Annotated in this window: 19 protein-coding genes; 5 read left to right on the forward strand and 14 right to left on the reverse strand. The window is 71.1% G+C overall.

From position 1 onward, the window contains the following. Window positions 1-45: 45 nt before the first annotated feature. Window positions 46-1266, forward strand: a complete 1221-nt coding sequence (locus HQQ79_RS09295) for a beta-ketoacyl-[acyl-carrier-protein] synthase family protein (protein ID WP_173033874.1) — start codon at window positions 46-48, stop codon at window positions 1264-1266. Here the strand turns inward: HQQ79_RS09295 and HQQ79_RS09300 are convergent. Beyond that, on the reverse strand, window positions 1253-2086 hold the full coding sequence (locus tag HQQ79_RS09300; protein ID WP_173033876.1) for a helix-turn-helix domain-containing protein: 834 nt from the start codon (window positions 2084-2086) through the stop codon (window positions 1253-1255). The two genes, HQQ79_RS09295 and HQQ79_RS09300, sit on opposite strands and share 14 nt — an antisense overlap. A 102-nt stretch (window positions 2087-2188) precedes the next feature. Here HQQ79_RS09300 and HQQ79_RS09305 point away from each other — a divergent pair, with 102 nt between their 5' ends. Next, complete coding sequence (locus HQQ79_RS09305; protein WP_111057104.1) at window positions 2189-2869, forward strand: SDR family NAD(P)-dependent oxidoreductase; 681 nt, start codon at window positions 2189-2191, stop codon at window positions 2867-2869. A gap of 14 nt (window positions 2870-2883) precedes the next feature. Here the strand turns inward: HQQ79_RS09305 and HQQ79_RS09310 are convergent, their stop codons facing one another. Next, window positions 2884-3324 carry a GNAT family N-acetyltransferase gene (locus HQQ79_RS09310; RefSeq protein ID WP_027465627.1) on the reverse strand — a complete coding sequence of 147 codons (441 nt, stop codon included), beginning with the start codon at window positions 3322-3324 and terminating at the stop codon, window positions 2884-2886. Between the two features lie 155 nt (window positions 3325-3479). Here HQQ79_RS09310 and HQQ79_RS09315 point away from each other — a divergent pair, with 155 nt between their 5' ends. Next, window positions 3480-4511: an alcohol dehydrogenase catalytic domain-containing protein gene (locus HQQ79_RS09315; protein WP_173033878.1), complete on the forward strand. Its 1032-nt coding sequence runs from the start codon at window positions 3480-3482 to the stop codon at window positions 4509-4511. 16 nt (window positions 4512-4527) lie between these two features. Here HQQ79_RS09315 and HQQ79_RS09320 read toward each other — a convergent pair whose 3' ends face one another. The 6 genes from HQQ79_RS09320 to HQQ79_RS09345 form a co-directional block, all read right to left on the reverse strand. Further along, the gene (locus HQQ79_RS09320) at window positions 4528-5163 is read right to left on the reverse strand and encodes a copper resistance CopC family protein (protein ID WP_173033880.1); all 636 of its coding nucleotides are present in this window, start codon (window positions 5161-5163) and stop codon (window positions 4528-4530) included. A 202-nt stretch (window positions 5164-5365) separates the two neighbouring features. Continuing rightward, the gene (locus HQQ79_RS09325; protein WP_163343611.1) at window positions 5366-5521 is read right to left on the reverse strand and encodes a hypothetical protein; all 156 of its coding nucleotides are present in this window, start codon (window positions 5519-5521) and stop codon (window positions 5366-5368) included. 127 nt (window positions 5522-5648) lie between these two features. Beyond that, a complete protein-coding gene (locus HQQ79_RS09330) occupies window positions 5649-5915 on the reverse strand; it encodes a DUF4190 domain-containing protein (RefSeq protein WP_173033882.1) in 267 nt (88 codons plus the stop codon). A 123-nt stretch (window positions 5916-6038) separates the two neighbouring features. Then, window positions 6039-8432, reverse strand: coding sequence for an excinuclease ABC subunit UvrA (locus HQQ79_RS09335; RefSeq protein ID WP_173033884.1), 2394 nt, complete (start codon window positions 8430-8432; stop codon window positions 6039-6041). A 91-nt stretch (window positions 8433-8523) separates the two neighbouring features. Beyond that, entirely contained in the window at window positions 8524-8976 is a 453-nt protein-coding gene (locus tag HQQ79_RS09340; protein ID WP_173033886.1) for an NUDIX hydrolase, read from the reverse strand. Between the two features lie 10 nt (window positions 8977-8986). Then, window positions 8987-9748: an SDR family oxidoreductase gene (locus tag HQQ79_RS09345; RefSeq protein ID WP_173033888.1), complete on the reverse strand. Its 762-nt coding sequence runs from the start codon at window positions 9746-9748 to the stop codon at window positions 8987-8989. Window positions 9749-9902: 154 nt separating this feature from the next. Here HQQ79_RS09345 and HQQ79_RS09350 point away from each other — a divergent pair, with 154 nt between their 5' ends. After that, the gene (locus HQQ79_RS09350; protein ID WP_071244706.1) at window positions 9903-10376 is read left to right on the forward strand and encodes an NfeD family protein; all 474 of its coding nucleotides are present in this window, start codon (window positions 9903-9905) and stop codon (window positions 10374-10376) included. Then, window positions 10373-11578, forward strand: coding sequence for an SPFH domain-containing protein (locus tag HQQ79_RS09355; RefSeq protein ID WP_138803362.1), 1206 nt, complete (start codon window positions 10373-10375; stop codon window positions 11576-11578). The genes HQQ79_RS09350 and HQQ79_RS09355 overlap by 4 nt, the downstream gene beginning before the upstream one ends. Before the next feature lie 72 nt (window positions 11579-11650). Here the strand turns inward: HQQ79_RS09355 and HQQ79_RS09360 are convergent, their stop codons facing one another. From HQQ79_RS09360 to HQQ79_RS09385, 6 genes are all read right to left on the reverse strand, one after another. After that, on the reverse strand, window positions 11651-12001 hold the full coding sequence (locus HQQ79_RS09360) for an RNA polymerase-binding protein RbpA (protein ID WP_027465636.1): 351 nt from the start codon (window positions 11999-12001) through the stop codon (window positions 11651-11653). A 110-nt stretch (window positions 12002-12111) separates the two neighbouring features. After that, window positions 12112-13704, reverse strand: a complete 1593-nt coding sequence (gene lnt / locus HQQ79_RS09365; protein WP_367948081.1) for an apolipoprotein N-acyltransferase — start codon at window positions 13702-13704, stop codon at window positions 12112-12114. Between the two features lie 11 nt (window positions 13705-13715). Next, on the reverse strand, window positions 13716-16154 hold the full coding sequence (locus HQQ79_RS09370) for an RNA helicase (RefSeq protein WP_071244709.1): 2439 nt from the start codon (window positions 16152-16154) through the stop codon (window positions 13716-13718). Continuing rightward, on the reverse strand, window positions 16151-16903 hold the full coding sequence (tatC, locus tag HQQ79_RS09375) for a twin-arginine translocase subunit TatC (protein ID WP_173034331.1): 753 nt from the start codon (window positions 16901-16903) through the stop codon (window positions 16151-16153). Before tatC ends, HQQ79_RS09370 begins: the two co-directional genes overlap by 4 nt. A 412-nt stretch (window positions 16904-17315) precedes the next feature. Beyond that, window positions 17316-18287: a YafY family protein gene (locus HQQ79_RS09380; protein WP_027465640.1), complete on the reverse strand. Its 972-nt coding sequence runs from the start codon at window positions 18285-18287 to the stop codon at window positions 17316-17318. After that, on the reverse strand, window positions 18280-19332 hold the full coding sequence (locus HQQ79_RS09385) for a WYL domain-containing protein (protein WP_173033890.1): 1053 nt from the start codon (window positions 19330-19332) through the stop codon (window positions 18280-18282). Before HQQ79_RS09385 ends, HQQ79_RS09380 begins: the two co-directional genes overlap by 8 nt. Window positions 19333-19361: the final 29 nt, after the last annotated feature.

The raw sequence follows: 19361 nt of genomic DNA on the forward strand, positions 1-19361 counted from the left end.
GTACGTGGTACAACTCAACTTGTTCAACGTACAAGAGGAGTTCCCGTGGACATCGTCATCACCGGCTACGGCGCGGTCTCACCCTTCGGCCACGGCGTCACGCCGCTCTGGGACGCCCTGGTGGCCGGTCGCTCCGGTGTCCGGGCCCTGCACCGCGACGGAGCGCTCTGGGAACAGGTGCCGATCCGGGTCGGCGCCGATGCCGCACTCGACGCCGAGGGGGCGCTCGGGCGGGTCCGTGCGAACCGTCTCGACCGCAGTCAGCAGCTGGCACTCGTCGCCGCGGACGAGGCCTGGGCCGACGCCGGTGCCCCCGCGGTGGAGGGCGACCGCCTCGCCGTGGTCATCGGCACCGGGATCGGGGGAGTGGAGACGCTCCTCGACGCCCACGACGTGCTCGGGGCGTCCGGTGCTCGACGGGTCTCACCACGCACGGTGCCGATGCTCATGGCGAACGGTGCCGCCGCGCAGATCAGCATCGCGTACGGGGCGCGGGGCGGCGCCTACACGACGGTGTCGGCCTGCGCCTCGGGGGCCGAGGCCATCGCCACCGCCGCGCGGCTCATCGCCACCGGTGAGGCCGACGTCGTCATCACCGGCGGGACCGAGGCCGCGGTCACCCCGGTGACGATGGCGTCGTTCGCCCAGTCGCAGGCCCTCGCGAACCCCGACGGCGACGACCCGACGACCCTGTCCCGTCCGTTCGACGCCGACCGCCGCGGCTTCGTCCTCGGTGAGGGCGCCGGCATCGTCGTGCTCGAGCGTGCCGACCACGCCGCCGCCCGAGGGCAGCGGTCGCACGGCACGCTCGCCGGGTGGGGGATCACCTCGGACGCGCACCACATCACCGCACCGCTGGCGGACGGCAGCGAGCAGGAGCGGGCGATGCGCGCCGCGATCCGGATGGCGGGCCTCACCGGTGCGGACGTCGACCACGTGAACGCGCACGCGACGGGTACACCGGTCGGCGACGTCGGCGAGGCAGCCGCCATCAGCCGTGCGGTGGGGACCGGAGCGCTGGTCACCGCTCCGAAGAGCGCCATCGGGCACATGTTCGGCGCTGCCGGCGCGGTCGAGGCGATCCTGACCCTGCGGGCGCTGGAGACCGGGACCGTGCCACCGACCCTGAACCTCGACCGGCTCGACCCCGCGGTGGACCTCGACGTCGTCTCCGGCACCGCCCGGACCGCGCAGCTCCGTGCCGCGTTGAACAACTCGTTCGGGTTCGGCGGTCAGAACGCGTCGCTGGTGTTCACCGCGGCGTGAGCTCCTGCAGGCCGGTGACCCGGAGCAGGTCGAGCTTCGCGGCGTCCTCGGAGTCCGGCACGACCGTGTAGACGACGATCCGCAGGTCACCGCCGGGGACGCTCAGCACGTCGCAGTCGATCTCCACCGGCCCGACGGGCGTGTGCACGACCTTGCGGCTCGCACGGTGCTCGGCGATCCGGCCGGTCTCCCAGCGGCGGGCGAACTCGGGGGACTCCCGCAGCAGCCGTTCGACCAGGTCCGCCAGGTCACGGTCCGCCGGGTAGCGCCCGTAGGCCTGCCGCAGGTCGGCGGCGAGGTCGCTCGAGAACTCCTCCTGGTGCTCGTCGTCCCAGTCCACCCCGTCGCGCTCCTGCGTGAAGTGCCGCCAGACCAGGTTGCGATCGAGCCCGACGTACCGCGAGGGGTCGCCGTTCACCGCGGCCCACAGCTCGTTCCAGAGCACGATGTCGTGGGTCGCCGTGAACACCGCGAGCGGCACGTCGCCGAGCCGGTCGACCAGCCGCTGCACGCCGGGCGTGATGTGCCGCGGCACCACCTGGCGCGACGGCGGGGCGACGCCGGCCACCCGGCACAGGTGGTCCCGCTCCTCGGACGACAGCCGGAGCGCCGTCGCGAGGGCCGCGAGCAGCTGCGGCGACGGGTTCGTCGCCCGGCCCTGCTCGAGGCGGACGACGTAGTCGACGCTCACGCCCGCCAGCGCGGCGAGCTCCTCGCGGCGGAGGCCCGGGGTCCGTCTGCCGGGGCCGGCCGGCAGGCCGACCGCCTCGGGACGCACCCGGTCACGCCAGGAACGCAACACGTTCGCGAACTCGCTCATGTCCACCATCATCGCCCCGCGCCTCCTGTCCGTCGTGGTACTGCCGGTCCCACCGTCGCACCGTGCCTGGGGGAGCCGGGCCGGCGGGGGCAGGCTGGGCACATGACAACGACATTGATCACCGGGGCCAACCGCAGCCTCGGACTCGAGACCGCACGCCGACTGATCGAGGCCGGCCACACCGTCCACGCCGGCATGCGCGACCCGGCCAGCGGCGACGACGCCCGCGCACTCGGCGCCCACGTCGTGCGGCTGGACGTCACCGACCAGGCCAGCATCGACGCGGCGATCGCGACGATCCCCGAGCTCGACGTCCTCGTGAACAACGCCGGGATCCTCGGCACCTCGTTCGGGGTCGACGACCTCGACGCGAGCGCGATGGCGACCGTGCTCGACACCAACGTCACCGGCATCGTCCGGGTGACCCAGGCCGCGCTGCCACTGCTGCGACGCTCGGCAGCACCCGTCATCGTGAACGTCTCGTCGGGGGTGGGCTTCCCGCGCTGGCTGACGACGCCGGGGCACGACGAGTACGGGGTGCCGGCGGTGCCGTACGCGGCGTCGAAGGCGGCCGTGATCGCGTTGACCGTGCAGTACGCGAAGAACCTGCCCGGGTTCCGGGTGAACGCGAGCGACCCGGGCTACACCGCGACGGAGTTCAACGGGTTCGGCGGACACCAGACGATCACCGAGGGCACCGACGCCACGGTCATGCTCGCGACGATCGGCACCGACGGGCCGACGGGGGAGTTCCACAACCGCGAGGGACGCATCGAGTACTGAGGGGCAACGCTCCGTCAGTCGTGCACGTCGGCACCGAACCCCGGCCCGGGGCGCATCATCCAGCCGTCCGGGTCGGGCAGCGGGCGGAACCCGAACCGCTCGTACAGCCCGTGGGCATCCGCGGTGAACAGGGCGAAGCGCTTCAGGCCGAGCGGCTCGACCGCCTCGGTCACGCCGCGCACGAGTGCGACCCCGACGCCGCGGCCCCGGGCGTCGGGGTCCACGAACACGTCGGCGAGCCACCCGAACGTCACGCCGTCGGTGATCACCCGCGCGTAACCGAGCTGCGCGCCGGTCGTCGCGTCGTACACGCCGAAGTTCCGGGAGCCGGCGATGATCGCCTCCTGCGTCGCCCGGTCACGCCCGCGGGCCCAGTACGACTCCTCGCTCAGCCAGCGGTGCACGCGGTCGACGTCGAGGTCGGCAGGGTCGGCGGAGAAGCGCAGATCGGTCACGTGACGAGTCAACCGGCGGACGCGCCTGCGGCGCAACGGCCGATCGGGGTGCGGTGGACCGCTCGCGTGGTCGGGTGGCCGGGTGGCCGGGTGCCCGTCGGCCTGGAGGCCCGTGGGGACCCCGACGCGCGGGTCGCGTCTGTCAGGATGGCCGCATGCGCGCCGTCCAGTACTCCCAGTTCGGTTCCGTCCCCTCGATCGTCGACTTGCCGGAACCGGTCGCGCCCGAGCACGGCGTCGTCGTCCGGGTGGCTGCCACCGGTGTCTGTCGCAGCGACTGGCACGCGTGGAAGGGGCACGACGACTCGGTGCGGCTGCCGCACGTGCCCGGCCACGAGTTCGCCGGCGTCGTCGCGGCGATCGGAGCGGGCGTCCAGCGCTTCGCCGTCGGCGACCGGGTCACGGCCCCGTTCGTGTTCGCCTGCGGGACCTGCGCCGAATGCCTCGACGGCGCCACCCAGGTGTGCACCGCCCAGCAGCAGCCCGGGTTCGACCTGCAGGGCTCGTACGCGGACGCCCTGGTCGTCCCGCACGCCGACCTCAACCTCGTCGCACTGCCGGACGCCGTGGACTTCGCGGTGGCGGCAGCACTGGGCTGCCGGTTCGGCACCGCGTTCCACGCTCTGCACGCCCGGGGACGCGTCGCAGCAGGGGAGTGGGTCGTGGTCTACGGCTGCGGCGGAGTCGGGCTCTCCGCGGTCATGGTCGCCGTGGCCGCCGGCGCGCACGTCGTCGCCGTCGACGTCTCCACGGCCGCACTCGAGCGCGCCGCCGCCCTGGGCGCCGACACCGTGCTGATGGACGCCGATGCCGTCACGACGGTCCGATCCCGCACGGGTGGCGGAGCGCACGTCTCGCTCGACGCCTACGGCAGCCGTGCCACCTCCGTCGCCGCCGTGGCGTCCCTGCGTCCGCGCGGTCGGCACGTGCAGGTCGGCCTGCTCCTCGACGACGAAGCCACTCCGGCGATCCCGATGGGCCGGGTCATCGCCGACGAACTCGAACTGCTCGGCAGCCACGGCGCAGCGGTCGGGGAGTACGGCGCGATGCTCGACGCCGTCGTGGCGGGGCGACTGCGTCCGGAGCAGACGATCGGCCGCACCGTCGGCTTCGACGACCTGCCCGAGGCGCTCGTCGCGATGGACCGACCCGCGACGTCGTCGGGCATGACCGTCGCGGTGTTCTGAGGCTCGGGCGTTCCCGTCAGCCCTCGGTCCGCGCGTCCGCGCCTCGGCGGATGCGCAGCACGACCGCGCCGATGACCAGCACCGCCAGTATCCCGACGACCCCGAACAGGAGCGTCTGGCCGCCGTGCCCGTGCGCGTGCGTACCATCGCCCGTGCTCGATGCGGCTGCCGCTGCGGTGGGATCCGCGGACGCCGTGGCCGCGGCCGTCGGGCTGGTCGTGGGCGGGGGAACGGACTGCGATGCGGCCGGTTCCACCGTGAACGCGAGCTGCCCCTCGATGGGATGGCCGTCGGGGGAGACGTAGCGCCAGACGACGGTGTGCGGGCCGGGGGAGAGCGACACCGCCTTCGACATCGAGGTGCCCTCGACGGTCACCGCTCCCGAGGACTCGTCGGTGCCGCCGTCGTCGCGGACCTCGACGCGCAGACCGGCTTCGAGCCCGGCCAGCGGCGCCTCGCTGAAGGTGAGGTTGACTCGCTCAAGGTCGGCAGCCACCGTGGCGCCGTCCGCCGGATCACTCGAGGTCAGCGCCGCGTGCGCCGATGCGGGCGTCGTGCCGATCAGCACGAGGAACGCAGACAGGGTGACGGCGAACAGGACCCGGGGCGTCGCGGTTCGCAAGCGGCGTCGGGCATCTCGGTGATCGTGCACACGTCCACGCTAGGGAAGCGATGTCGAGCGTGCCGTCACCCGAGCGGACCGGGTGGTAACACCTGAGTCGACATGAGCCTGAGTTGACATAATATGCATTATCGGCGCGCAGGCGGAAATCCACGGGGAGCGCTTGGTGAGCAGAAAAGGTCGATTACGGAGTACGGACTCGACCTCTTCTGCTCACCGGGTGAAGACGGCGTCAGTCGGCGGGCTTCGTCGGGACGTCGTCGGCGTCGATCTCGAGCGCTGCCGGCTCGCCGCCCTGTTCCTCCAGGGTGTCCTGGTCGGTGTCGGGCTGCTCCGGCGACTCGCTCTGGGTGGTCTCTTCGGCTGGGTCAGGCTGGCTGTAGCTCATGCGCCGGACGGTACGCCCCGGTTCCTGAACAGCTGCAAGCTCGACGCCGGAGACACCTGGTGAGCAGCATTGGTCGAGTCCATCCGCAGGACTCGACCATTGCTGCTCACGATGCGAAGCGCACCACTCACATGTTCGAGAGAACCACCGCGTTGATGATGAAGCCGATCACGCCGATGACGATGGCGACGATCGACAGGATGATGCCGGCCGTGATCATCCCGCGGCTGCCGCCACGCTTGCGTGCCGAGATGCCGAGCACGAGACCGATGATGCCGCCGATCACACCGACGATCGGCACGAACAGACCCACGACGGTCCCGACGATGCCGAGCACCAGGGAGACGATGGCGAAGGTGTTCGACTGCGCGGGCGCGTTGCCGGGGTTGGACATGGTGGAGCTCCTTCTGGTCCGGACGCCGATCCAGGCCGGGTAGCCGATCGTGAGCGTCAGTCAGAACAGTAGTCCTCACACACGGCTGGCGTACAGGTTCACCCGTGGATTCTGTTCCCCGGCTCAGGCTCCCACGTACGCCGCCAGGTACTGCCCGGTCAGCGTCGACCGTGCCGCCACCAGCTCGGCGGGCGTCCCCTCGAACACGATCCGCCCGCCGTCGTGGCCGGCACCCGGCCCGAGGTCGATGATCCAGTCGGCGTGCGCCATCACCGCCTGGTGGTGCTCGATCACGACGACCGTCCGACCGGCGTCGACGAGCCGGTCGAGCAGGCCGAGCAACTGGTCGACGTCGGCCAGGTGCAGGCCGGTGGTCGGCTCGTCGAGCACCACGACGCCGCCGCGGTCACCGAGGTGCGTCGCGAGCTTGAGCCGCTGCCGCTCTCCCCCGGACAACGTGGTGAGCGGCTGCCCGATCGTCAGGTACCCGAGCCCCACGTCAGCGAGCCGGGCGAGGATCGTGTGGGCCGCCGGCAGTGCGGACTCCCCCGCCGCGAAGAACGCCAGCGCGTCGGCGACGGACATGCCGAGCACCTCGCTGATGTCCTTCCCGCCCAGGCGGTACCCCAGCACGGACTGGTCGAACCGCTTGCCGTCGCACTCGACGCAGGGGCTCGCGACGCCCGCCATCATGCCGAGGTCGGTGTACACGACACCGGCACCGTTGCACGCCGGGCAGGCGCCCTCGGAGTTGGCGCTGAACAGTGCGGGTTTCACGCCGTTGGCCTTCGCGAAGGCCTTCCGGATCGGCTCGAGCAAGCCGGTGTACGTCGCCGGGTTGCTCCGCCGCGAGCCACGGATCCCGCTCTGGTCGATGGCGACCACGTCGTCGCGCCGGGCCAGCGACCCGTCGATGAGCGTGCTCTTTCCCGAGCCGGCGACCCCCGTGACGACGGTGAGCACCCCCGTGGGAACGTCCACGTCGACGTCGTGCAGGTTGTGGGCCGAGGCACCGCGGATCGCGATCGCCCCGTCCGGACGACGCACCGCGGACTTCACGGTGACGCGGTCGTCCAGGTGCCGACCGGTCACGGTGCCGCTGGCACGCAGTCCGTCGACGGGCCCCTGGTAGCAGAGCGTGCCACCGCCGGATCCGGCACCGGGTCCGAGGTCGACGACGTGGTCGGCGATCGCGATCACCTCGGGCTTGTGCTCGACGACGAGGACGGTGTTGCCCTTGTCGCGCAACCGGACGAGCAGTTCGTTCATCCGCTCGATGTCGTGCGGGTGCAGCCCCGTGCTCGGCTCGTCGAAGACGTAGGTGACGTCACTGAGTGAGGAGCCGAGGTGCTTCACCATCTTCACGCGCTGCCCCTCTCCCCCGGACAGCGTGCCGGTCGGGCGGTCGAGCGACAGGTAGCCGAGTCCGATCTCGACGAAGGACTCGAGCAGGTCGCGGAGCCCCTCGAGCAACGGCCCGGCCCCGGGGTCGTCGAGCCCCCGCAGCCAGGTGACGGCATCGGTGACCTGCATCGCGCAGACGTCGGCGATGCTGCGGTCCGCGATCTTCGACGACCGGGCGGTGTCGTTCAATCGGGTGCCGTCGCAGGCCGGACACGTCGTGAAGGTCACCGCACGGTCGACGAAGGCCCGGATGTGCGGCTGCATCGCCTCGCGGTCCTTCTGCAGGAACGAGCGGCGGACCCGGTGCACGAGCCCCTCGTAGGTCATGTTGATGCCGGCGATCTTCTGCTTCGTCGGCTCGCGGTACAGGAAGTCCTGCCGCTCCTGCTCGGTGAAGTCGCGGATCGGGGTGTCCCGGTCGAAGTAGCCCGACTCGGCGTACAGCCGCACGTTCCACCCGTCGGTCCCGTACCCGGGGATCGTGAGCGCGCCGTCCCCGAGCGACTTCGTGTCGTCGAAGAGCTGTGTCAGGTCGATGTCGTTGACCAGCCCCCGACCCTCGCAGTCGGCGCACATCCCGCCGAGCCGTGTGAACGAGACCTTCTGGGCCTTCGCGTCCGCACCCTTCTGCACCGTGATCGCTCCCCCGGCCGTCACGGTGGCGAGGTTGAACGAGAACGCGTTCGGCCCCCCGATGTGCGGTCGACCGAGTCGGCTGAACAGCACACGCAGCATCGCGTTCGCGTCCGTCGCGGTGCCGACGGTGGAGCGCGGGTCGGCACCGATGCGCTCCTGGTCGACGACGATCGCGGTGGTCAGGCCGTCGAGCAGGTCGACGTCCGGACGCGCGAGCGAGGGCATGAACCCCTGCACGAACGCGCTGTAGGTCTCGTTGATCATCCGCTGCGACTCGGCGGCGACGGTGCCGAACACGAGCGAGCTCTTGCCCGAGCCGGAGACGCCGGTGAACACGGTGAGCCGCCGCTTCGGCAGGTCCACGTCGACGTCGCGCAGGTTGTTCGCGCGGGCACCGCGCACCCGGATCCGGTCGTGCCGGTCGGCCGGGTGCGCGTCGGCGCCGGTGGGGTCGTCGTCGACCGGATCGGTGTGCATGCGGGTCAGCGTACCGACGGGAGGCCCGTGGCGGGGCCGCCACGGGCCTCCCGTCCGGTCCTGGGTCGGCCCTCAGGCCGTGGTGCGGTGCTCAGGCGCCGTGACGGCGCACCAGGTCCGGCAGCTCGGCGGGTTCGAACTCCTCGTCGGTCGCGTCGAGTTCGTCGGCGGTCCACCACCGCGAGGCGAGGATGTCGACGCGCTCGTCGTCGGTCCACTCTGCGTCGGACAGCTCGAAGTCCGGCGTGCGCACGACGTAGAACTCGGCGTGCCCGCGGTCGTGGTCGGCGAGGTCCCACTCGACGGTGAAGTCCCAGGACCACACCGGCTCGCCGGGTTCGTCGATGACGATCCCGGTCTCCTCGCGCAGCTCGCGGATCGCGGCGTCGCGGTGGGACTCCCCCGGGTCGACCCCGCCACCCGGCGTGATCCAGCGGTGGGCACCGTCAGACGAGGGCGACTTCGTGTCCATCAGGAACACGCGGCCCTCGGGGTCGAGCAGCAGGATGCGGGAGGTGCGGCGCAGGCCGGGCTTGGCGGTCACCCGCCCGACGTTAGCCGACGAAGCCGCTGACGTCGCCGACCAGCTTGGTGTGGTCGGCGGGGATCGGCTCGACGGCGGCCAGGGCGATCTCGGCCGCGAACTCGGACACGCTGTAGAGCTTGCCGACCTCCTGCCGACGACCCTCGATCGCGCCGGGGTTCAGACGGTTCAGCAGCGTGGCGGTGATCGTGCCCTCGATCATGTCGCCGGAGACGACGACGAACTCGATGCCGGCGGCCTCGAGCTGCGGGATGAGCTCACGGAGGGCGAGTTCTCCGGCGCGCTTGCTCTTGGCGACCGGGACGTACTCGTCCATCGTCTCGGCGGTCTCGACGAAGTGGGCCTGGTGGCTCGTGACGAACACCACGCGGGAACCGGCGGGCATGTGCGGCACGGCCGTCTGCAGCATGTCCACCTGCGCGTCGCGGTTCAGGCGGAGCGCGTAGTCCTCGCCGACGCCGGACTCCATGCCGCCGGAGGCGTTGAGCACGAGCAGGTCGATGCCGCCCCACTCCTGGACGACGGTGTCGACGAGCGCCTGCACGGAGGCGTGCTCGGTGAGGTCGGCGCCGACGGCCAGGGCGAAACCGCCCGCCTCGACGATCTTCTCGGCGATCTGCTCCGCGCGCTTGGCCTTGTTGCGGTAGTTCACGACGACCTTCGCACCGGCCTCGGCGAGGTACCCGACGGTGTCGGCGCCGATGCCACGGGACGAACCGGTGACGACGGCGCGCTTGTCGGTGAGGGATCCGGGGGCGAGGGGGTTGCTCACAGTCGTGTTCTCCAGGTCTGGTTCCGGCCGGTCGGGCGCACCGAGCCTACCAATCGCCTGCACGGCCGTCGGACGGCCCTGATATGTTGAACGGAGTTGTACCGGCTGTCGCTGCGCAGCGAGCCGCCGCGCGCGACCGAGGGAGGGAGATCGCGTGAACGGAATCGATTGGATCCAGAGCACCGTCTGGATCGGCCTGGTGTTGCTCCTGGGCGTGGTCGAGATCTTCACCCTCGACTTCATCTTCATCATGCTCGCGGCGGGTGCCGCCGGCGGGTTGATCGCCGCGTTGCTCGGCGCCCCGTGGTGGCTGTCCGCCATCGTCGCAGCGGTCGCCGCCCTCGTGCTGCTGTCGCTCGTCCGGCCGCGCCTGCTCGTGGCGCTCGGCCGCGGTGCCGACCCACACCGCACCAACGTCGAGGGGCTCATCGGGCTCGCCGGCACGGTCGCGGTCGCCTTCACCTCCTCCAGTCCTGGTCAGGTGCGCCTGGCCAACGGCGAGACCTGGAGTGCGCGGTTCGCCGCGGACTCCGTCGACCGCACACCGCCACTCGGGACCCCCGTGGTCGTCGAGTCGATCGAGGGGTCGACCGCGGTCGTGCGCCTCGCAGAAAGGGCCACCTCGTGACCAGCATCTCCCCGGGGACGATCGCACTGCTCGTGCTCATCCTCGTCGTCGTCATCTTCGTGATCGTCGTCCTGGCGAAGGCGATCCGGATCGTTCCCCAAGCCACCGCGGGGATCGTCGAGCGACTCGGCAAGTACCACAAGACCCTCAACCCGGGCCTGAACCTCCTGGTGCCGTTCATCGACCGCCTGCGGCCGCTGCTCGACATGCGTGAGCAGGTCGTCTCGTTCCCGCCGCAGCCCGTGATCACCGAGGACAACCTGGTGGTCTCGATCGACACCGTCGTCTACTTCCAGGTGACCGACGCCCGTGCCGCGACGTACGAGATCGCGAACTACCTCGGCGCCGTCGAGCAGCTCACCACCACCACGCTCCGCAACGTCGTCGGTGGCCTGAACCTCGAAGAGGCGCTGACCAGCCGCGACAACATCAACGGCCAGCTCCGCGTCGTCCTCGACGAAGCCACCGGCAAGTGGGGCATCCGTGTCGGCCGAGTCGAGCTCAAGGCGATCGAGCCGCCCGTGTCCATCCAGGACGCCATGGAACAGCAGCTCCGTGCCGAGCGCAGCCGTCGTGCCGCGATCCTGCAGGCCGAGGGCACCAAGCAGTCCCAGATCCTCGAGGCCGAGGGGCAGCGGCAGGCCGCGATCCTGGCCGCCGAGGGTGACGCCAAGGCACAGGTGCTCCGCGCCGAGGGTGAAGCGCAGGCCATCGCGACGGTGTTCGAGGCCATCCACACCGGTGACCCGGACGAGAAGCTGCTCTCCTACCAGTACCTGCAGACCCTGCCGAAGATCGCCGAGGGCACGTCGAACAAGCTCTGGATGATCCCGAGCGAGTTCACCGAGGCCCTGTCCGGCATCGCGAAGGGCTTCAGTGCCAGCCGCGGTGGCGGTGGCGCCGGTCCGGTCGGCGGCGCTGCCGGCGGGACGGACTTCCTGTCCCGGATCTCGAAGCTCGCGAACGAGAGCCTGGCGAACACCGCAGCCGCGGACACCACGATGCCGCGTGCGGATGCCACCGCCGCGGACATCGTCCCCGAGTCCGACCTCGACGCGCGCCTGGCCGAGTCGAACCGCAGTGTCGACGCACACCTGGCGGCAGCCGACGACGCCACCGCCGAGCAGGTCGAGGACACTCCGCCCACGCCGGGCGACGACGCCTCCGGTCACCGGACCAGCGACGGCTCCGGTCGGCGCTGACGCGCTGGCACGGACGGACGACGACGCCCGCCCCGGGGAACCGGGGCGGGCGTCGTCGTGTGTTCGGTGGGGTCAGGCGCCACGTCGTGCGCGGAGGACCTGCAGGCGCTCTTCGAGGAGCTCCTCGAGTTCCTCGCGCGAGCGGCGCTCGAGCAGCATGTCCCAGTGGGTGCGGGGTGCCTTCACGTCCTCTTCGGCAACCTCGACGGGGATCCCGTCGTCACCGAGCAGCCGGCCCTCACGGCCGGAGCGGGGCTCGGACCACGTCTGGGGGACGTCCGCGTCAGCGGAGAAGACGATGTCGAACGTCTCACCCGAATCCGTCTGGTACACCGCACGCTTGCGATCCGAGAGCTCGACGCCCTCTTCGCTCTGGAGACTCTGACTCCCGAGCCGCATGCCGCGGAGACTCCGATCAGCCATGTGTGTGCTCCTCTCGCTCGTCTGCCCTCCACAACACTGTCCCACGCCCCATCAATCCCGTACCGGCGCATTCACAGTCCGTTCCCAGTGGCTGGGCGCGGCGAGTCGGATCAGGAGCGGGTTCGACGACCCCAGGGAGCGCAGGCGAGGAGCACGAGGAGTCCGCCGAGGGAGAGCAGGAGCGTGATCGAGCCGGACAGGATCGACGCGGGGGTGGTGGACGTGCCGAGCGGCACATCGGTCACCATCGAGGTCGCGGTGTACTCCGGTACCCGGTCGATCGTGCGGCCGCTCGGGTCGATGACCTGCGACGCTCCGACGGTCGAGATGTTCACGAGCGACCGACCGGTCTCGATGGCCCGCATTCGTGCGATCTCGAGCTGCTGCAGGTTCTCGTCGGTGCCCGAGAAGTCGGCGTTGTTCGTCTGCGCGAGGATCACCTGCGCACCCCCGCGCACCATGTCGGCGGTCAGCCCGTCGTCGACGATGTCGAAGCAGATCGAGATGCCGGCACGGATCCCCGCCACCGACAGGACGTTCGGCTTCGTCCCCGGCGTGTAGTCGCGCTGCAGCAGTCCGATCAGGGACGGCGCGAGCTTGGAGAAGAACCAGCGGTCGGGCACGTACTCACCGAACGGCACCGGGCGCTTCTTGTCGTAGGACGACTGCCAGCCGTCGGCGGTCCACACGAACGACGTGTTGTGCAGCACTCCCGACGGGGTCTGCGTGATGGCACCCGCCACGATCGGGGCGTCGAGCGAGTCGACGACCGAGTCGAGGGCGGACGCGATGACCGGCTGCTGACGCGGGTCGTACTCCGCACCGGCCTCGGGCCAGACGACGAGGTCGACACCCTTCGCGTCCACGTCCGTCGCCGCGACCTGCGCCGCCAGGACGTCGCCGGGCTCCGCACGGTCGAAGTACCCCGCGGGACCGTTGCCCTGCACCGACTCGACCCGGATCGTGCCGCTCGTCGCCGTCGGCCACGCCGGCACGGCCAGGACTGCCGCGACCAGCAGCCCCGCCGTGGCCACCCGCACAGGCAGCCGGAGCGTGACGCCCGGCACACGGGGTGCCACGAGCGCGAGCGACACCACGACCGCGACGCAGTACACGACGATGAACGTCAGCCCGAGGACGCCGACGTACGCGGCCAGGTGCGTGAACGGCCCTTGCGACTGCGACAGGCCGACGCGCCCCCAGGCGAAACCACCGTACGGCCAGCTCCCCGAGAACCACTCGCGTCCGGTCCAGAGTGCGGCGACGACGGCCGGGAGGCCCCACACGCGTCCGGCGGTCGAGGGTACGACGCGCGCGACCCAGCGGTACGCCAGGGCGATGGCGACGCTGCCGAGTGCGAAAAACGCGGCTTCGAGCAGGGCGAGTGCGAACCACGGGACCGGGCCCAGGTAACGACCGGCCCACGAGATGGCCGGGATCCAGAACGCCGCGCCGGCGAGGTAGCCGATCCACGCCGCGCGCCGAGCCCGCTGTCCCATCACCGCGAGCAGCATGCAGGCGAGTGCCGGGTAGGCGAGGAACCACCACCCGGGCGACGGGAACGCGAGGGCGAAGAGGATCCCGCCGATGACGGCCAACGGCAGCGCGGCGCCCAGCGGCAACGCGGCGAACGGGCCGGTCGCGACCGCCCCGCGGCCGACGCGCGCGGGCAGCCCGCGCACACTGGTCTCCGGAACCCGCACCGTGCCTCCAGTCAGACCGCCGCGTAGGCGACGATGCCGCGGCGAACCGCGTCCGTCGCCCGTCGGGCGGTCTGGGCGAGCTCGTCGTCGCCGGCGTTCCGGATCTGGTCGAGCAGGTCGATGACCTGCTTCGACCAGCGCACGAAGTCGCCAGCCGGCAGGTCGAGGGTGCGGAGGACGTCGTCGAGGGCCGAGCCCGAGGCCCAGCGGAACATGCCGACCGCCATCGCCGGGGTCGGCGGCTGCGAACCGGCCAGACGCGCCGCACGCTCGATGTCGTCGAGGCGCGACCAGATGGTCAGTGTCTCGTCGAGCGCGGGGCGGAACGCACCGCGGGGCAGGGCGTGCTCGGTGCCGGGCGCGTCCTCGCGGCGTGGCTGGTAGATGATCGTCGCGGCCATGGCGGCGAGCTGTGCCGGGGTGAGGTCCTTCCAGACACCAGCCTCGAGGCACTCGGCGACGAGCAGGTCGCGGTCGCCGTAGATGCGCTGCAGTCGACGGCCGCCCGCGGCCACCGTGGCTTCGCCGTTACCGGCGTCCACCAGGTAGCCGAGCTCGAGCAGGACCTCGGTGACGCGGTCGAACGTCGTCGCGACGGCGCCCGTGCGGGACCGGATCTGCTGGACGAGCTTGTCGTTGGCGCGCTTGAGCTTCCACCAGCGCTCGGACCAGCGGGCGTGCGCCTCGCGCTCCGGGCAGGCGTGGCAGGGGTGGCGCTGCAGCTGGCGGCGGACCGCCGTGATCGCGGCCTGACGTTCCTGGCGGGCGCCGTGCGACGCCTCGCGACCGCCGGGCACGTTCGTGCGCTCGAGGTCGGAGAGCTCACGACGGAGCGCCGAGTACTCGGTGAAGTCGCCGAGGTGGCACTGCATCGCCTCACGGTAGCCGTCGAGGGACTCCTGCTGCGAGCGGACCTTGCGGGCGAGGTCGACCACCGACCGGTCGGCCTGGAACTGGGCGAACGACGTCTCGAGGACCTCGCGCGTGCGCTGCCGACCGAACTGGTCGATCAGGTTGACGGCCATGTTGTAGGTCGGCTTGAACGACGAGTTGAGCGGGTACGTGCGACGGCTGGCCAGCGACGCGACGGCCTGCGGGTCGAGCCCGTCGGTCCACTGGATGACCGAGTGCCCCTCGACGTCGATGCCACGACGACCGGCACGACCGGTGAGCTGCGTGTACTCCCCCGGGGTGATCGGCACACGGGCTTCGCCGTTGAACTTCTCGAGCTTCTCGAGCACGACGGTGCGCGCCGGCATGTTCACGCCGAGTGCCAGGGTCTCGGTGGCGAACACGACCTTGAGGAGCTTGCGCTGGAAGAGGTTCTCGACGACCTCCTTGAAGGCGGGGAGCAGGCCGGCGTGGTGCGCCGCGACCCCGCGCTCGAGCCCTTCGAGCCACTCCCAGTAGCCGAGGACGGCCAGGTCTTCGTCGAGCAGGGTGCGGCAGTGGTACTCCGCCGTCTCGCGGATCTCGTTGCGCTCCTGCACCGTCGTCAGGGACAGGCCCGAGCGCAGGACGTTGCGGACGCCCTGGTCGCAGCCGTTGCGGCTGAACACGAAGAAGATCGCGGGCAGGAGCATCCGCTCGTCGAGCATGTGCGCGATCTGTTCGCGGTGCACCTTCTCGGTGCGGGGCCCGCGACGCTCGGGGTAGCCACCACGACCGCGCCGACCGCGGTGGCCGCCGCCGTTCCGCTCACTCCGGGAACCGCCGCCGACCATGCGGAGCAGTTCCGGGTTCACGCGGTTCGTCGCCGCGGCACCGCTCGAGTCGAACAGGTCGACCATCTTCGAACCGACCAGGACGTGCTGCTCGAGCGGCACCGGGCGGTCTTCGGAGACGATGACGTCGGTGTCGCCGCGGACGGTCTGCAGCCAGTCGCCGAACTCCTCGGCGTTGGACACCGTCGCGCTGAGCGAGACCAGGCGGACCTCGGTCGGCAGGTGCAGGATGACCTCTTCCCACACGGCACCGCGGAACCGGTCGGCGAGGTAGTGCACCTCGTCGAGGACCACCCATGCGAGGTCGTCGAGCAGGTCCGAGTCGGCGTAGATCATGTTCCGGAGCACCTCGGTCGTCATCACGACGACGCGGGCGCGGGGGTTCACGTTCGTGTCGCCGGTGAGCAGCCCGACCTCGGACTCACCGTAGACGTCGACGAGCTCGGCGTACTTCTGGTTGCTGAGCGCCTTCATCGGCGTCGTGTAGAAGACCTTCGCCGTCGGCTGGCGCATGGCGAGCCAGATGGCGAACTCGGCCACGATGGTCTTGCCGGCGCCGGTCGGGGCGGCGACCAGGACGCTGCGGCCCTGGTCGAGCGAGTCGCATGCGGCGAACTGGAACGGGTCGAGGTCGAAGCGCAGGTCCGTCCGGAAGAGCTCGAGGTTTCGCGACCGGTTGCGCACCTTGGCCGCGGCGAACCGCTCGGCCGCACTCGTGCCGCTCACAGGCCGTACTCCTCGTCGAGCTTCGCCTGGCGCTTGGCCACACGGCGGTCGTGGAGCCACGCGATGAAGCAGGCCGCGATGTAGAGCACCACCATCGGGACGGCGAGCAGGAACATCGAGATGACGTCGGCGCTCGGGGTCACGATGGCGCAGAAGACCAGGATGCAGAGGATCGCGACGCGCCAGCTCTTGATGATCGCGGACGCCGACAGCACCCCGACGAAGTTCAGCAGCACGAGGAAGACCGGCAGGACGAAGGCGATGCCCACCGCGACGATGAGCTTGATGACGAAGTCGTAGTACGCCTTCGCATCGACGATCGAGGTGTCCTGGCTCGACACGAAGCTGCCGAGGATGCCGACCACGTGCGGCAGGATGTACCACCCGAAGTAGCACCCGGCGAAGAACAGCGGGATCGCGGTGCCGAGGAAGCCCCAGACGTACTGCCGCTCACGCCGGACGAGCGCGGGCACGATGAACGCCCAGATCTGGTAGAGCCAGACGGGGCTGGCGATGACGATGCCGATGGTGATCGCGATCTGCAGCTTGAGGTCGAACGCCCCGGTGATCATCGGGAAGTTCAGCTCGGCCGTGTGGCCGCCGACCTTGGCGAGCTCGGTCACCGGTGCCCGCAGCGAGTCGAGCACCCACGGGGTGAGGAACCAGCCGCCGATCGCGCCGACGATGATCGCCACGACTGCGCGGAAGAGCCGGTTGCGCAGCTCGATGAGGTGCTGCCCGAGCGACATGCGGCCTTCGGCGTCGGTCTTCTGGCGCCCCTGCCGCTTCGCTCGCCCGCGCGCGGTCGTCGAAGCCATGTGGTCGATCTTACGGGGTCGGGACCGACAGTCCGCCGGGGTCGGCGCGGCCGCGTGGCGGGTGGGCGGGGGTGGGCGGTGTCTCGGGACGGCCCTGGCGAGTTCGGGCGTACCTGGCGAGATCAACACACCAGGTACGCCCGGAACGACCAGGTACCCGAGCCCCACCGTGCGGGAGCGGGCTCACATGGCGAGATCGGGCGTACCCGGCGAGATCGGGCGTACCTGGTCAGAGCAACACACCAGGGACGCCCGGAACGACCAGGTACCCGAAGCCCACCGTGCAGGATCGGGCGTACCTGGTCGGAACGTGCAGTGCTCGGAGGCGCCGCAGCGGCAGACGTCAGCCCGCGGCGAGGGCCGCGGCCGCGAAGTCGCGCACGGCGTCACGGGCCGCGGGCGGGTCGAGCACCACGGCACGACCGGGCAACCCGGCGACGAGCCGGACCACGCCGTCGAACCCGTGCGACGCCGCGAGCCGGATGCGCACACGCCCCTCACCGTCAGGCGCGTCGGCGGTGTCGGACAGGAAGTCGGCGACCAGGGGCAGCGACGTCGAGTCGAGTTCCACCGTGACGATGACGTCGTCGGCGGCCTGCTGGAACAGCGTGTCCGGGATCACGACCTGGTCGATGGTCTTCTCGGCCGGGCGGTCGTCGACGCGCGCCTCCGACATCCGGTCGAGCCGGAACGTCCGGAGTGCCTGCCGGTCGAGGTCCCAGGCGCGCAGGTACCAATCGGTGTCGATGGACTCGACCCGGAGCGGATCGACCCGTCGGGTGCCGCCCTGGGTCCGCGGTCCGGCGTACTCGAAGACCAGGCCGCGGCCGTCGGACATCGCCCGGCGGATGGTGGCGAGGGCGACGTCGTGCAGGTCCTGCCCGACGGCGACGGTCGACGCCGCTCCCCCGGCACCGCGGGACAGCTTGGCCATGAGCGCGCGGATGGCGTCACGGTCGGCGGCCTCGGGCAGCGCGGACAGGTACTGCAGGCCGGCGATGAGCGCCGACGCCTCTCGAGCCGAGAGACGCGGTGAGTCGTCGATCGCCACCAGGTTGGTCAGCACGATCATGTCGTTCTGGTCGAAGTCGTCCCAGGCGATGTCGAACAGGTCGCCGTGCTGGTACTGCATCGTCTCGCCGGGCACCCCGGACACCGCGATGAGTTCGACGGCGCGCCGGATGCGGGCCTCGGGCACACCGAAGTGCCGAGCGGCCTCGGCCACCGAGACCCGCTCGCGGTCGATCAGGTACGGCACCAGGGCGAGCAGGAACGCGAGCTTGTCCTGCGCCTGCAGGGGTTGGGCGTCAGCCACGAACGGGGTCCTCTCCGGGGGCTGCGGCACGGTCGTCGTCGGTGTGGTCGCGCACGAGTGCGCGGAGGCGCTCTTCGACCCGTGCCCGCAGGTCGTCGGGATCGAGCACCCGGACCTCGGGCCCGAAGGCGGCGAGTTCCTCAGCGAGGATCTGCGGGTCGACGTGGTGCAGCACGAGCGCGCCGTCGGCGTCGGTCTCGGTGTCGCGGCGACGGGTCAGTCGGCGTTCGGCGTCGGAACCCGGCGTCACGGCGATGCGCGCGGTGCGCTCGGCCCAGATCCGCTCGAGTTCGGCGAGGGTGCGCTCCCCCGCGCCGACGGGAGCGGTGTGCTGCCCGACCTCGTACTGGGTGACGGGTCCGACGATGCGGGCCAGCAGGTAGTTCTTGTCCGAGTCCGTCGCGAACTCGTGGGCGGCGAGCATCCACCGGCCGCCGTGCTGCACCAGGGCGAGTGGAGCTACTTCGCGCCGACGGGCGTCGTGCTGCCCCGGCGTGATGTAGTCGAAGCGCACGGCTGCACCGCGGTCGAGCGCGGAACGGAGCGGTTCGAAGGAGGCATCCCGGGCGCGGAGCCGCGGGGCGTACGCGTCGACCCCGAGCTGCAGCGCACCGTCGTCGTCCTCGGCACCGGCCGAGCGGACCTTGAGCAGGCCACGACGGGAGTCGGCGGACAGTGCGCCTTCGCGCCAGGCCATCGCGGCCAGCGAGAGCAACGCGGATTCGTCCGGGGTGAAGCGGACGTCGACGGGCAGGTCGTACTCGCCCTTCGGGATCCGGTACCGGAGCGTCTGGTTGTTGCCCGCGGCACCCGGGGTCTCGATGGTCTCGAGGGGGATGCCGAGCTCGCGGACGTCGTCCTTGTCGCGTTCGAACTGGCGCTCGAGCGAGGCGTTGTCGCCACCGGTCGAGAACCGCTGCCGGTACCCCTGCACGTTGGCCAGGATCTCGGCCTTGGTCAGCCCGGACTCCGTCGAGAGCAGCGCGAGCACGAGGCTGAACAGCCGCTCCTCGGCGGGCACACGGGGCACACGGGTCGCTGGCACGAGCCGATCCTACGGCAGCGCGGGTGCAC

It is taken from the genome of Curtobacterium sp. VKM Ac-2852, from assembly GCF_013205045.1.
Taxonomy (GTDB): Bacteria; Actinomycetota; Actinomycetes; order Actinomycetales; family Microbacteriaceae; genus Curtobacterium; species Curtobacterium flaccumfaciens.

Bases quoted from the DNA above. Each gene is read 5' to 3' on its own strand.
- HQQ79_RS09300 (WP_173033876.1), bottom strand. From the start codon at position 2,086: ATGAGCGAGTTCGCGAACGTGTTGCGTTCCTGGCGTGACCGGGTGCGT.
- HQQ79_RS09330 (WP_173033882.1), bottom strand. From the start codon at position 5,915: ATGTCCAACCCCGGCAACGCGCCCGCGCAGTCGAACACCTTCGCCATC.
- HQQ79_RS09360 (WP_027465636.1), bottom strand. From the start codon at position 12,001: ATGGCTGATCGGAGTCTCCGCGGCATGCGGCTCGGGAGTCAGAGTCTC.
- HQQ79_RS09315 (WP_173033878.1), top strand. From the start codon at position 3,480: ATGCGCGCCGTCCAGTACTCCCAGTTCGGTTCCGTCCCCTCGATCGTC.
- HQQ79_RS09335 (WP_173033884.1), bottom strand. From the start codon at position 8,432: ATGCACACCGATCCGGTCGACGACGACCCCACCGGCGCCGACGCGCAC.
- tatC (WP_173034331.1), bottom strand. From the start codon at position 16,903: ATGTCGCTCGGGCAGCACCTCATCGAGCTGCGCAACCGGCTCTTCCGC.
- HQQ79_RS09325 (WP_163343611.1), bottom strand. From the start codon at position 5,521: ATGAGCTACAGCCAGCCTGACCCAGCCGAAGAGACCACCCAGAGCGAG.
- HQQ79_RS09305 (WP_111057104.1), top strand. From the start codon at position 2,189: ATGACAACGACATTGATCACCGGGGCCAACCGCAGCCTCGGACTCGAG.